This window comes from Methylococcus sp. ANG (assembly GCF_040730495.1).
In the GTDB taxonomy this organism is placed as follows: Bacteria; Pseudomonadota; Gammaproteobacteria; order Methylococcales; family Methylococcaceae; genus Methylococcus.
In genome coordinates, this window is the sequence record NZ_CP160399.1 from 556,789 (window position 1) to 570,602 (window position 13,814).

The following is a 13,814-nucleotide window of genomic DNA, read 5'->3' on the forward strand; positions in this document are numbered from 1 at the left end:
CCTCATGCTCGACCACATCACGCGGCTGGAACGGTCGCTGGACCAATGTTTCGGTAAAGACCGGTTTGTGCTGCGGCGCAGCCTGCAACGCCTGAAAACCGTGGCAGGAAAGACACCTCCCCCGACGGAGGAGCTGGAGGCGGTCGCCCGGCGGATCGATGCGTCGATCGCTCTGTGTTCGGCGCGGGTGGCCGCCGTGCCCGCGCTGGAATATCCCGAAGAGCTGCCGGTGTCCGAAAGGCGCGGCGAGATCGCCGAGGCGATCCGGCAGAACCAGGTCGTGATCGTGTGCGGCGAGACCGGTTCCGGCAAGACCACCCAGTTGCCTAAGATTTGCCTCGAGGCGGGCCGCGGCATCAAGGGCTACATCGGCCATACCCAGCCGCGCCGCATCGCCGCACGCAGCGTGGCCGGGCGCATCGCCGACGAGCTGAAGCGCCCCTTGGGCGAGACGGTCGGTTACAAGGTCCGCTTCCACGACCAGACCCGGCCGGACAGCCTCATCAAGCTGATGACCGACGGCATCCTGCTGGCCGAGACCCAGGCCGACCGCTTCCTGGACCAGTACGACACCCTCATCGTCGACGAGGCCCACGAGCGCAGCCTCAACATCGACTTCCTGCTGGGCTACCTGAAATGGCTGCTGCCCAGGCGGCGCGACCTCAAGCTGGTCATCACCTCGGCGACCATCGACCCCGAGCGCTTCTCCCGCCACTTCGATGACGCCCCCATCGTCAGCGTCTCCGGGCGCACCTATCCGGTGGAAATCCGCTACCGTCCACCCGATTTGGCCGGCGAGGAGAGCGACGAGACCGACCGCGGCGAGCAGCAGGCGATCCTGGATGCGGTGGATGAGCTGCACCGTGAGAACACCGGCGACATCCTGATTTTCCTGAGCGGTGAGCGGGAGATTCGCGACACCGCCGAATCCTTGCGCAAGCATCATCCGGCCGACTGCGAGGTGCTGCCGCTGTACTCGCGGCTGGCGGTATCCGACCAGGAGAAGATCTTCAAGCCGCACGGCCGCCGCCGCATCGTGCTGGCCACCAACGTGGCCGAAACCTCGCTGACGGTGCCCGGCATCCGCGGAGTGATCGATGCCGGCTATGCCCGGATCAGCCGTTACAGCCACCGCAGCAAGCTGCAGCGCCTGCCGATCGAGAAGGTGTCCCGCGCCTCGGCCAGCCAGCGCGCCGGCCGTTGCGGCCGGGTCGGGCCGGGGGTGTGCATCCGGTTGTATTCGGAGCAGGATTTTCTGAACCGGCCGGAATTCACCGATCCGGAGATCCTGCGCACCAACCTGGCCGCCGTCATCCTGCAGATGAAGGCGCTGAACCTGGGCGACATCCGCGCTTTCCCCTTCGTCGAACCGCCCGACGAGCGGCTGGTGCGGGACGGCCTCAAGACCCTGCAGGAAATCAATGCGCTGGACGAGAATGGCCGATTGACCGAACTGGGCCGCCGCCTCGCCAAACTCCCGGTCGATCCGCGCCTGGGCCGCATCCTCCTGGCCGGCGCCGACGAAAACTGCCTGAACGAGGTCTGCATCATCGTCGCCGCCCTGAGCGTGCCCGATCCGCGCGAGCGCCCGGTGGACAAGGCCCAGGCCGCCGACCAGAAGCATGCCCGGTTCCGCCATCCGGATTCGGACTTCATGGCGATCCTGGCGCTGTGGAAGGACTACGAGGACCAGCGCGGGCATCTCTCCGGCAGCAAGCTGCGCCAATATTGCCGCGACAACTTCCTGTCGCCCTTGCGGATGCGGGAATGGCGCGACATCCACCAGCAGATCCTGGACGTCATCAAGGGGGAACTGAGCCTTCGGATGAACCAGGTCCCCGCCGACTACGGCGAGATCCACCGGGCCCTGCTGACCGGGCTGCTGTGCCACGTCGGTTTCCGCCAGGACCAGAGCGAATACGTCGGGGTGCGCGGGCAGAAATTCCAGATCTTCCCCGGTTCGTTCCTGTTCAAGGCCCGGCCGGTGTGGATCGTCTCGGCCGAGCAGGTCGAGACCAGCCGGGTCTATGCCCGCACCGTGGCCAAGATCGAGCCGGAATGGATCGAAAAGTGTGGCGCTCACCTGTTGAAGCGCCACTATTACGAGCCGCACTGGGAACGCAAGGCCGCGCGCGGCGCCGTGTTCGAGCGCACCGCCCTGTACGGCCTCAGCGTGCAGAACGGCCGCAAGGTGCCTTACGAGAATGTCGACCCGGCGGCGGCGCGGGAGCTGTTCATCCGCTCGGCCCTGGTGCGCATGGACTACGACAGCAAGGCCCCGTTCCTGCTGGCGAACCGCAAGCTGCTGGAGGAGGCGGAATACTCCCAGCAGAAGGAGCGCCGGGTCGATCTGGTGGTGGACGAGGAGACCCTGTACCGCTTCTTCGACGAGCGGGTGCCCGCCGAAGTGGTCAACGGCGCCAGTTTCGAGGTCTGGCGCAAGGCCGCCGAGCGCCGCGAGCCCTGGCTGCTGATGCTGTCGAGGGAAGATATCACGCTGGACGCCGGCGGGGCAGGGGCCGCGGGAGATTTCCCGGACGAATTGGTGCTGGGGCCGGTGCGGCTGAAGCTGGAATACCGCTTCGAGCCGGGCCATGAGGAGGACGGCGTCACCGCCATCGTGCCGTTGCACGTGCTCAATCAGATCGACCCCGAGCCGCTGCGCTGGCTGGTGCCGGGGCTGTACCGCGAGAAGGTGGTGGCCCTGATCAAGTCCTTGCCCAAGACCTGGCGCATCCATTTCGTGCCCGCCCCCGATTTCGCCGACCGCGCCCTGCCCATGCTGGACTATCGCCAAGGTTCGCTGCCGGCGGAACTGGCGAAGGCGCTGAAGAAAATCGGCGGGGTGGCGCCGCCGGTCTCGGCCTTCGACGAAGCCGCGCTGCCGGTGCATCTGCGCATGAACTACGCCCTGGTCGACGAAAACAACGTGGTGATCGCCCGCTCCCGAGACCTCGGCCGGCTCCAGGCGAGCCACGGCGCCGAAGCCGGCCGTAACTTCCAGAACATCGCCCGCCAGGAGGTTGCGGTTTCCGGGCGGCGGGCCTGGGATTTCGACGACTTGCCGGTCGCATACAGCGGACGGGTCGACGGCCAGGACCTGCACGGCTTCCCGGCCATCGTCGACGAAGGCGAGACCGTCGGCGTGAGGGTGTTCGACTTGGCCGACGAGGCCCGGCGGCAACATGAATTCGGCCTGATTCGCTTATTCCGGCTGACGCTGGCCAGGGAGATCAAATACCTGCGCAAAAATCTGCCGCTGAGCGCGGCCAGCGAGCTGCTCTACCGCCAGTTGCCCCCGGCCGGACGCGATCTGCGGGAAGACCTGCAGGACCGGATCATGGCCGCGCTGTTTCTCGACGACCGTCCGGAACTACGGAGCCGCGAGGCATTCGAGGCCAGGGTGGAACAGCTGCGCAGCGAGCTGGTGACGAAGGCCAACGAGGTAGGGAAAACCGTAGAGCAACTGCTGGGGCTGTACGGCGAATGCCGCAGCGCCTTGAAGACGCACCGCGCCGGCCCGGCCGCCGAAGACGCCGGCGAACAGCTCGACCGCCTGGTCCGCGCCGGCTTCGTGGCCGCCACCCCCTACGAACGCCTGCGGCACTACCCCCGCTATTTGAAGGCCCTACTGCACCGGCTGGACAAAAGCCGCCAAGACCCGGCGCGGGACGCCCGCCTGCAGGCCGAGATCATGGCCTTCTGGCGGCCGTATTGGGAATCGGTGGAAAAGGGGAAAGCGCCCAACCCGCCCGAACGCGACGAACTCCGCTGGGCCCTGGAAGAATTCCGCGTCTCACTCTTCGCCCAGCAGATGAAAACCGCGTATCCGGTCTCCGCAAAACGCCTGCGGGAACTGTGGTCGCAGCGGGTAAGCCCCCAGCGCTGAGATCTGGCATCACTACGGAAATGGGAGATAAGCCCTTTTCGCCGCAGGGCACCGGCGCGTAGCGGCCCCGGTAGGGAAAGGGCTTGTGTTTTTTCGTGCGCGCCATCGTGCAAGGACTACCCGTCCGTGCACGACGGCTATCCTCACTCCGAAGAACCGGTTCCACGTTCGGCAGGCGCAGGGGGATCGGCGCGATCATCCCGCGGTTCGTGATCGGTTTTGGGGGCTTCCCACGCTCTGGGCGGCAGGCCGGGCGCCCGATATTGAGATTCCGGACGGGATTCCGTGTGGGCTTCCCGTTCCGCGGGGGCTGAAAACGGCTCGGCGGCAGGCGGCTCAGTGCGGCGATCGCCGGTTTCCCGCGGTGCGGCCGGCTCGAAATCTGATTCCGCGACGTTGCGTTCGGGTACGTCGTTTTCCCAATCGAGGCTGATCGGCTCCAAAGCTTCGCCCCCCTCTTGCTCGCCCGGCGTTGCCGGTCGGCGATCCCGCCTGCCGCGGCCGCGCCGCCTCATGCCGCCCCTGCGCGACCGCAAAGACCGCGGGCGGAGTTCCGCGTCCCCGGCGTCTTCTCCGGCCGTTTCTGCGCTGACGGCATCGCCTTCTTCGGGAATTTCGCCGAAATCGGCGGCGGCGGTCGGCACCAGGTCATTCAAATCTGCAGTGCCTGTCGGAACGTCCGCCGTTGCCGTCTCATCCGCGATATCTTCCGTCGGTGATTCGACCGCCGGCTGAGCCGTGGCCCGGCGGCGCTGGCCCCTGCCATCCCGCCGGCGGCTGCGGCTCTCCTGGGTCTTCGGCCGGCTCTCTTGCGCGGCCGGGGTCTGAGGCGGTTCCTCCGTTCCGAGGTCTTGGGTAGCCTCGGTGTCCGCCGTTACCGCGCCGCGGCGTCTGTCGCCAGTTTCGTCCCGCTGCGCGGGATGTTTCCGGCGATTGCCGCCGCTGCGTCTGCTGCCGTCCCGGTCGCGCCGGCGCTGGCCGCCGGGGCGTTCGCTTTCGTCTGCCAAGACGGCGCCGGCTCCCGCCTGTTCGCCGGGCATCTTGCCCGGCTGCACGAAAGGCACGGGCAAGGGCAGTTCCGTGGACGGCTGAGCCGCGTCGGAGGATGATGGCTGGTCCTCGATGCGCTGGCCGGTCAGGATGTTGAGGAAGCGTTTGATCAATCCGCCGCCGGGCTGGCCCGGTTGAGCCTGAATGCGCTGATCGCCACCGGGCTGCGGCGCGGCAGGGATGAATTCCCGCACCGCCGGGGCCTCCGCCGCGGCGCCCGGCGTCCGTACAGGCTTAGGGGATTCGGGGGATTTTTCCGAAATGAGCTGGTAACTGCTCTTGCGCGTGTCCTCCTCCGCACCGACTCCGCCGCTCCGGATCCGCTGGATGTCGTAGTTGGGCGTTTCGAGGTGAGGATTGGGGACGATGGTGATGGACACGTTGTACCGCGTCTCGATCTGCTGGATCGCCGCGCGTTTCTCGTTCAGCAGGTAGGTGGCCGACTCGACCGGCAACTGGGCGATGATCCGGTCGGTGTTCTTCTTCATCGTTTCCTCCTCCAGGACGCGGAGGATGGACAGGGCCAGCGACTCGACGCTGCGTATCGTCCCCTGGCCCTTGCAGCGCGGGCAGGTCAGGAGTGCCGTTTCGGTGAGCGACGGCCGCAGGCGCTGGCGTGACATTTCCATCAGGCCGAAGCGGGAGATCCGGCCGAGCTGGATGCGCGCCCGGTCGACGCGCACCGCCTCGCGCAGACGGTTCTCGACGGCGCGCTGGTTGCGGGCGGCCATCATGTCGATGAAATCGATCACGAACAGCCCTCCCAGGTCGCGCAGGCGCATCTGGCGGGCGATCTCGTCGGCCGCCTCGAGGTTGGTGTTCAGCGCGGTCTCTTCGATGTCGCCGCCCTTGGTGGCCCGCGCCGAATTGATGTCGATGGTCGTCAGGGCCTCGGTGTGGTCGATGACGATGGCGCCGCCGGAGGGCAGGGGTACTTCGCGGGAATAGGCCGTCTCGATCTGGCTTTCGATCTGGTAGCGGCTGAACAGAGGCACGTTGTCCTGGTACAGGCGCGCCTTGTTGATGAACTGCGGCATGACCTGTTGCAGGAAGCTGTGCACCAGCCTGAAAGTCGAAGGGTTGTCGACCAGGATTTCGTCGACGTCGCCGCGCAGGTGGTCACGCAGGGCCCGGATGATGACGTTGCTTTCCTGGAAAATCAGAAACGGAGCCGGTTTTTCCCGCGTCGAGCGTTCGATCGCTTCCCAGAGCTGCAGCAGATAATTGAGGTCCCACTGCAACTCCTCGACCGTCTTGCCGCCGCCCGCCGTGCGGATGATCACCCCCATGTCTTCGGGGATATGGAGCTGGCTCAGCGTCTCCTTCATGTCGGACCGGATGTCACCCTCGATGCGGCGGGAGATACCGCCTGCCTTGGGGTTGTTCGGCATGAGCACCAGATAGCTGCCGGCCAGGCTGATGTAGGTGGTCAGGGCCGCGCCCTTGGTGCCGCGTTCCTCTTTTTCGACCTGTACGACGACTTCCTGGCCCTCCTTGAGGACGTCCTTGATTTCCCGCCGGGAGACGGACTCCTCGCCGCTGGCGCTGAGATATTTCGGCAGGATTTCCTTGAACGGCAGAAAGCCGTGCCGCTCCGCGCCGAAATTCACGAACGCCGCCTCGAGGCTGGGCTCGACGCGGGTAATCAGTCCCTTGTAGATATTGGCCTTTTTCTGTTCCCTCGAAGGGATTTCTATGTCGAAGTCATAAAGCTTCTGTCCATCGACCAGCGCGACCCGCAATTCCTCGGGTTGCGTGGCGTTGATCAACATTCTTTTCATCAATGGATTCCTTGGGCGTTCTTGCTGGAGAACCGCCTGAACCGGTGGTGCCGCAGGATTCCGCCAACATCCCTTCCTGTTCTGTTTCTTCTGTCATGCGAATGCTCTTCTTCAGGTTCGCGATATCGAAGTGATCGATCGGATGATGGGTATCCCGATGCCCTGTGTGTTAAGGATGGGCAGCCGGGGAACCAGATGGTTCCTGCGCCGGTCCCATTCGGCGAACGGTATGCTGCGTGATGCCTGCCGTGAACCCGCTTTCCGCGAGGTTTTTCGTCGTGGCCCGTCCACTTTCATACCGTGCGAAAACACGGCCAGTCCGCTCGGCTCGAAGGCCGGTCCGGCGGATAATAATATTGTTGGAAAACGTAACTCTCGAGCTCGTCAAGGGTCGAGCATCCAAACCCTGTTTTGACTTGTATATCGGATTCCGGCAGGCACCGCTGCTTGACGACGCTTCCGCCCGCTCGGGAGCCGCATCGGGCACACCAGCATATTCAGGCGATGCACCGGCTCATTCGCTCAACAATTCTTTGGGGCTTTCACCGAAGGCGAGTCGCGCCGTCAGGCGCACAGCCGGTGAAATGCCATACAGACTATAGCAATCTTCAGCAAAAGCATCAATTTAAGGTGTAAAGCTGATATGATTTTTCGTGATGAAATCTCTCCCGCAAGACCCGAACCAGCCTCGCCTGATCGAAGTCGACGCCGAGGCTGCCGGCCAGCGCATCGACAATTTCCTGTTTTCGCGCCTGAAGGGCGTCCCCAAGAGCCATGTGTACCGCATTCTGCGGACCGGCCAAGTGCGGATCAACGGCGGCCGGAGCAAGGCGCAGCACCGGCTGAACGCGGGGGATGTCGTTCGCGTTCCGCCCGTACGCGTCGCACCGGCACAGGATGCACGGCTGCCGGCGCCGTGGCTGCGGAACCGGCTGGAAAGCCGGATCCTCTACGAGGACGAGGATGTTTTGGTCGTCAACAAACCCCCTGGGATGGCGGTGCACGGCGGCAGCGGCCTCAGTTTCGGGGTGATCGAAGGTTTGCGGGCGGTGCGTGAAGAAGCGCGGTTTCTCGAACTGGTGCACCGGCTGGACCGCGACACTTCGGGCTGTCTGCTGATCGCAAAGCGGCGCTCCGCGCTGCGCCAGCTGCACGAACAGTTCCGGGGTGAGGGTGTGGAAAAGACCTATCTGGCCCTGTTCAGCGGCGTCTGGGCGCGTCGGCGGCAAGTGGTGGATGCTCCTTTGCTCAAAAACGTGTTGCAGAGCGGCGAGCGGATGGTGAAGATTTCGTCCGAGGGGAAAGCGGCGGTCACGGAGTTCCGCCGCCTGGAAGCGCTTTCCGGCGCGACGCTGGTGGAAGCCCGGCCGGTCACCGGCCGTACGCACCAGATCCGCGTGCATGCCAGGTCGCTGGGCCATCCGCTGGCGGGTGACGAGCGTTATGGCGATCCCTCGCTCAATCAGGCTTTCCGCCAGCGCGGCTTGAAGCGTCTGTTTCTGCATGCCGCGACGCTCGCATTCGCGCATCCCCGAAGTGGTAGGGAGGTCCGCGTCGAGGCGCCGCTGGAAACGGACCTCGCGGACTTTCTGGCGGCCGTCAGGCCTTAAGCCCTCCCCGGCGCGAATTCTCGGGTCCCCTTGTCTTCCGTCTCAAAATTCCACAGGGTTCAAAAATTATGAATGCGGATTCAACACCCCAGTCATCGACCGAATCGGCTCGCCCGGCCTCCGGCTGGGAGCGGGAACTGCTGGAAAAGCTGCTGCTCGAAGCGCTGGTGGAACAGCGGAAGGCGCGGCGGTGGAACCTGGCGTTCAGAGCCTTTCTGATTGCCGCGGTCGGACTCGGTTTCGTTCTGGCGTTCAAGCCGCTGTCACAGGATGGTCTGTCCGGGCCCGGAAAAACGCACACGGCAGTGGTCGACGTGATCGGCACCATCGCCGAAGGGAGTGAGATCGATGCCGACACCATCATCGAGGGGTTGCGCGATGCGGCCGAGGCCAAGGGAGTGAAAGGCATCGTCCTCAGGATGAATACGCCGGGGGGGAGTCCGGTGCAATCGGCCTACGTATACGATGAAATCCGCAGGATCAAGAAGGAACATCCGGCGCTGCCGGTTTATGCCGTCGTGTCCGACGTGTGCGCTTCGGGCGGCTATTACATCGCCTCGGCCACGGACAAGATATTCGTGAATCCGGCCAGCATCGTCGGCTCGATCGGCGTCATCATGAACGGTTTCGGCTTCGTCGGCACGCTGGAGAAGCTGGGCGTCGAGCGCCGTGTGATGACGGCGGGCGACCACAAGGCCATCCTCGATCCGTTCGGTCCCGTGGACCCGGCCGAAAAACAGCATGTGCAGCAGTTGCTGAACGCCGTCCACCAGCAGTTCATCGCGGCGGTGAAGGCTGGCCGCGGGGATCGCCTCAAGGACAGGCCCGAAATCTTCTCGGGCCTGGTGTGGACCGGCGCCGAAGGGATCGAGCTGGGTCTTGTGGACGCCGTCGGCGAGTTGCATCAGGTGGCCGAGACGGTCATCGGCGCCAAGGAAATCGTGAATTACTCGCACAGAGAGACCTTGCTGGACCGCATCGCCCAGCAACTGGGCACCAGCCTGGGGGCGGCTTTGACCAATCTGTCCACCTCGTCGCCCCGCCTGTACTGATGACCCGCGACTTCGAGGTTCTACGGGAGGAGCGGCTTCACGGCGGATTCTTCACGCTGCTGCGGATGCATCTGCGCCATACCCTGCACGGCGGCGGCTGGAGCGAGGTCCTGACGCGCGAGCTGTATCACAGGAGCAGTTGCGTGGCGGTCGTCCCTTACGACCCGATCGCCGACCGGGTGGTGCTGATCGAACAGTTCCGGGTCGGCCCGCTCAAGTCGGGAGAAAATCCCTGGCTGCTGGAAATCGTCGCCGGCGCCGTGGAGCCGGGAGAACGTCCGGACGAGGTGGCGCACCGAGAGACGATGGAGGAGGCCGGAAGCCGGATCCGCGAGCTCATCCCCGTGTCCGAGTTCTTCACTACGCCGGGCGGCTGCTCCGAAAGCATCGCCCTCTATTGCGGCATCGTCGATTCCGCCGGTCTCGGCGGCGTCCATGGCCTGGCCGAAGAGCATGAGGACATCCTGGTCAGCGTGATCGATTTTGCCGAAGCGATGGTCTTGCTCGGCGAGGGGCGGATCCGCTCGGCCATCCCCATCATCGGCCTGCAATGGCTGGCGCTGAACCGGGACCGGATCCGGATGCGTTACGGCGCGGCCTGATCCGCCACGGCCGGATCAGGCCGCGCAGCGGGGACCGGCGACGGAGCGGCCGGCGTTCAGGTCGGCCAGTGCTTCCCGGTAGAGTTCGACATACTGGGAGGCGCTCTTGCGCCACGAAAAATCCTTGCCCATGCCGCATTTGCAGATAGTCCGCCAAACCTCGGGCTCCCGGTACAGTGCCAGGGCCCGGTAGACGGCTTCCAGCAGGAAGGCGGGCTTCGCCGGTTCGAACACGATTCCGCTGGCCTGTCCGGCTGCAATGCGCTCGGGTGTGGCGTCCTCGACGGTGTCGGCCAGTCCGCCCACCTTCCGCACGATCGGTACGGTGCCGTAGCGCTGGCTGTAGAGCTGGTTCAGACCGCAGGGCTCGAAGCGGGAAGGCATCAGGAAGATCTCGGCGCCGGCTTCGATGAGATGGGCCAGCGGTTCGTCGTAGCCGATGGTGGCGGCGATGCGTTCCGGGCAGGCCGCGGCCGCCCGTTCGAAGCTGCATTCGAATTCCTTGTTGCCGTTGCCCAGGACGACGAGCTGGATCGGCAGATGGAGCAGGTCGTCCAGAATGTCGATCAAGAGATCGATGCCCTTCTGTTCGACCATCCTCCCCACTAGCCCCATGACGGCGACGTCCGGATCGTCCGGCATGCCGAACCGCTGTCTGAGCGCCGTGCGGTTGGCCCTTTTCCGCTCCAGGGTGTCCGGGCCATAGGTCGCGGGAAGGTACGGATCGGTTGCCGGATTCCAGGCCACGTCGTCGATGCCGTTGAGAATCCCGCTCAGGCATGACCGCCGGCTTCTCAGCAGGCCGTCCAGGCCGCAGCCGAACTCCGGGGTCTGGATTTCTTCCGCATAGCTAGGGCTTACCGTGTTGATGCGGTCGGCGAATACCAGACCGCCCTTGATGAAGGACAGTTGGCCGTAGAACTCCAGCGCTTCCATCCTCCAGAGGCGTGGGGGCAGCGCCAGGCGCTGGAAGGTGTCGTGGGGAAACAGGCCCTGGTAGGCGAGATTGTGAACGGTGAACACGACGGCCGGCCGGTTCGGCTCGTCGCTCAAGAGCGGCGGGATCAAGCCGGTCTGCCAGTCGTTACAATGGACGACGTCGGGTTTCCAGCCGAGGCCAAGCCGGTCCTGGGTCAGGTCGACGGCGACGCGCGCGAGCAGGGCGAAGCGCTCGGCATTGTCGGGCCAGGGCGCGCCGTTGGGCGCCAGATAAGGGTTTCCGAGGCGGCCGAACGAGGCCGGGGCATCCAGCAGCAACAGCGGAACCGCGGTGCCGGGCAGTCGGGTGGACAAGAGAGTCAGATGGCTGCCGGCCTGCCGCAGGCTCAGTTCCGCCGAGGTTTCCGCGGCGGCGACGGCTTCCGGATAGGCGGGCATCAGGATGCGCACGTCATGGCCCAGCGCGGACAAGGCCGCCGGCAGGCTGCCGGACACGTCCGCAAGGCCGCCGGTCTTCATCAGGGGGAAGACCTCGCTGGATACGAACAGGACTTTCATTCGTCGGTCGGCATCCCGGCTTCGGATTCGGCCGACGGTGCGGCCGGAGCCAGCACGATGCCGGCCAGGGGCGGGAGGGTCAGCACGACGGACTGGGCGCGTCCCATCCATGCCACGGTTTCGGTTTCGATTTTCCAATTGCCGATATTGGCGCCGCCGTAGCATTCGGCGTCGGAATTGAAGATTTCCCGGTATCGAACCGGCTCGGGCACGCCGATGCGGTAGTTGTGGCGTGGCACCGGGGTGAAGTTCATGACGACGATCACGTGGCTGTCGTCGTCTCGGCGCACGTAGCTGATGACCGATTGCGCTGCGTCGTGGCTGTCTATCCACTCGAAGCCCTGGCTCTCGAAATCGTAGGCATAGAGCGCGGAGGTGCCGTGGTACAGCCGGTTCAGGTCGCCCACCAGGTGCAGCATGCCCTTGTGCAAGTTGGATTCGAGGAGGGGCCAGTCCAGCGTTGCCGTATGGTTCCATTCACCGGTCTGGGCGAATTCGCAGCCCATGAACAGCAGCTTCTTGCCGGGGTAGGTGAACATCATGGTGTACAGGGCGCGCAAATTGGCGAAGCGCCGCCATTCGTCGCCCGGCATTCTTGCCAGCATGGAACCCTTGCCGTGGACGACCTCGTCGTGGGAGAAAGGCAGGACGAAGTTCTCGGTGAAAGCGTACAGCAGGCCGAACGTGAGCTGGTCGTGATGGTAGTGCCGGTGCACCGGATCCTTGCTCATATAGACCAGGATGTCGTGCATCCAGCCCATGTTCCATTTCATGGAGAAGCCCAGGCCGCCGGTCCAGGTCGGCCGGGTGACCTGGGGCCAGGCGGTCGATTCCTCGGCCACGACCAGCACGCCCGGAAACTGCTGGTGCACGACGGTGTTGAGGTCGCGAAGGAAGGCGATGGCTTCGAGGTTTTCGTTGCCGCCGTATTTGTTGGGTATCCAGTCGCCCGGCTGGCGCGAATAGTCGAGATAGAGCATCGAGGCGACGGCGTCGACGCGCAGACCGTCGAGGTGGAATTCCTCCAGCCAGAACAGCGCGCTGCCCAGCAGGAAGTTCTTGACCTCGTTGCGGCCGTAGTTGTAGATCAGCGTGCCCCAGTCGCGGTGCTCGCCCAGCCGGGGGTCTTCGTGTTCATACAGCGCGGTGCCGTCGAAGCGTGCCAGGCCATGGGCGTCCTTGGGAAAATGCGCCGGCACCCAGTCCAGGATCACGCCGATGCCGTTCCGGTGGCAATGATCGACGAAATAGCGGAAGTCGTCGGGGGTGCCGAACCGGCTGGTGGGGGCGAAATAGCCGGTGGTCTGGTAGCCCCAGGAGGCGTCCAGCGGATGCTCGGTGACGGGCATCAGCTCGATGTGGCTGAAGCCCGCCGATTTGACGTAGTCCACCAGCTCGTGCGCGAGATCACGATAATTCAGATAGCCGCCCTCGAGATCGCGCTTCCAGGAGCCGGCATGCACCTCGTATACCGACAGCGGCCGGTGCAGCCAGGGCCAGTCCTTGCGCTGCGCGAGCCATGCGGCATCGTTCCAGGCGTAGTCGCTCTCGCGGGTGATGATCGAAGCGGTGTTCGGCCGGAGCTCGAACTGGCGTCCGTAAGGATCGCTCTTGAGATGGATGGTGCCGTGCGGCCGGTTGCGTATCTCGAACTTGTACAGCAGGCCCGGCTGCAGTTCGGGAATGAACAGCTCCCACACGCCGCTGTCGCCGCGCACCCGCATGGGGTGCCGGCAGCCGTCCCAGCCGTTGAATTCTCCGACCACGCTGATGCGTTCGGCATTGGGCGCCCAGGTCGCGAACAGAATGCCGTCGATCCCGTCGACGCTGTGCGGATGGGCTCCCAGAGTACGATAGATGTTCCAGTGCCGGCCTTCCCCGAAAAGATAGAGATCGAAGTCGGAAATCCGGGGAGGGAAGGTGTACGGATCGATGAAGCTGTGGGTCTGTCCCGTCTGGTCGGTCCAATACAGCCTGTAGTGGGTGTCGGGGACCCCCGCTTCGACCGCGCATTCGAAAATGGCGGTACCGGCGATGCGCTCCATCACCCGGCCGTCGGGCCCGACGCGCACTTCTTCGGCGCGGGGCAGGAAAGCGCGGACGACATCCCTGCCTTCCCGCCGGTGACGGCCCAGCACCGCGAAAGGATCGTGATGGCGGGCTTCGATGAGTCGCTGGAAGTCCTGCGAGAGTTCTGCCAAGGTCGAGCTGTCCGTCAAACCGCGTCCCTCCCGTTCGGATTCACTTTGTTGGATTTCTGAGAGTACAATGCCGACACGCCGGTGCCGGAATGGGCGATGTCTGCGGCATGATGTTACCAGATTTCCCACCGC

General features: G+C 64.8%; 7 protein-coding genes. 4 read left to right on the forward strand and 3 right to left on the reverse strand.

Features of this window, described 5'->3' with window-relative positions:
* The first annotated feature begins 4 nt into the window (after window positions 1-4).
* Window positions 5-3,889 carry an ATP-dependent RNA helicase HrpA gene (gene hrpA, locus ABZN20_RS02655; RefSeq protein WP_367026660.1) on the forward strand — a complete coding sequence of 1,295 codons (3,885 nt, stop codon included), beginning with the start codon at window positions 5-7 and terminating at the stop codon, window positions 3,887-3,889.
* Window positions 3,890-4,032: 143 nt separating this feature from the next.
* Here the strand turns inward: hrpA and ABZN20_RS02660 are convergent, their stop codons facing one another.
* Complete coding sequence (locus ABZN20_RS02660; protein ID WP_367026661.1) at window positions 4,033-6,720, reverse strand: Rne/Rng family ribonuclease; 2,688 nt, start codon at window positions 6,718-6,720, stop codon at window positions 4,033-4,035.
* 656 nt (window positions 6,721-7,376) lie between these two features.
* On the opposite strand from ABZN20_RS02660, the gene rluC reads away from it, so the two are divergent.
* The 3 genes from rluC to ABZN20_RS02675 all read left to right on the forward strand — a co-directional run bounded on the left by rluC (window position 7,377) and on the right by ABZN20_RS02675 (window position 9,984).
* On the forward strand, window positions 7,377-8,330 hold the full coding sequence (rluC, locus tag ABZN20_RS02665) for a 23S rRNA pseudouridine(955/2504/2580) synthase RluC (protein WP_218806577.1): 954 nt from the start codon (window positions 7,377-7,379) through the stop codon (window positions 8,328-8,330).
* A gap of 68 nt (window positions 8,331-8,398) precedes the next feature.
* Window positions 8,399-9,382, forward strand: coding sequence for a signal peptide peptidase SppA (gene sppA / locus ABZN20_RS02670; protein WP_218806578.1), 984 nt, complete (start codon window positions 8,399-8,401; stop codon window positions 9,380-9,382).
* Window positions 9,382-9,984: an NUDIX domain-containing protein gene (locus ABZN20_RS02675; RefSeq protein ID WP_367026662.1), complete on the forward strand. Its 603-nt coding sequence runs from the start codon at window positions 9,382-9,384 to the stop codon at window positions 9,982-9,984. Before sppA ends, ABZN20_RS02675 begins: the two co-directional genes overlap by 1 nt.
* 15 nt (window positions 9,985-9,999) lie before the next feature.
* Here ABZN20_RS02675 and glgA read toward each other — a convergent pair whose 3' ends face one another.
* Together glgA and glgB are read right to left on the reverse strand one after the other, a co-directional pair.
* Entirely contained in the window at window positions 10,000-11,481 is a 1,482-nt protein-coding gene (gene glgA / locus ABZN20_RS02680) for a glycogen synthase GlgA (protein WP_367026663.1), read from the reverse strand.
* Window positions 11,478-13,700 (reverse strand): 1,4-alpha-glucan branching protein GlgB, encoded by a 2,223-nt coding sequence (gene glgB / locus ABZN20_RS02685; RefSeq protein WP_218806581.1) that lies wholly within the window; start codon window positions 13,698-13,700, stop codon window positions 11,478-11,480. The genes glgA and glgB overlap by 4 nt, the downstream gene beginning before the upstream one ends.
* Window positions 13,701-13,814 lie beyond the last annotated feature (114 nt).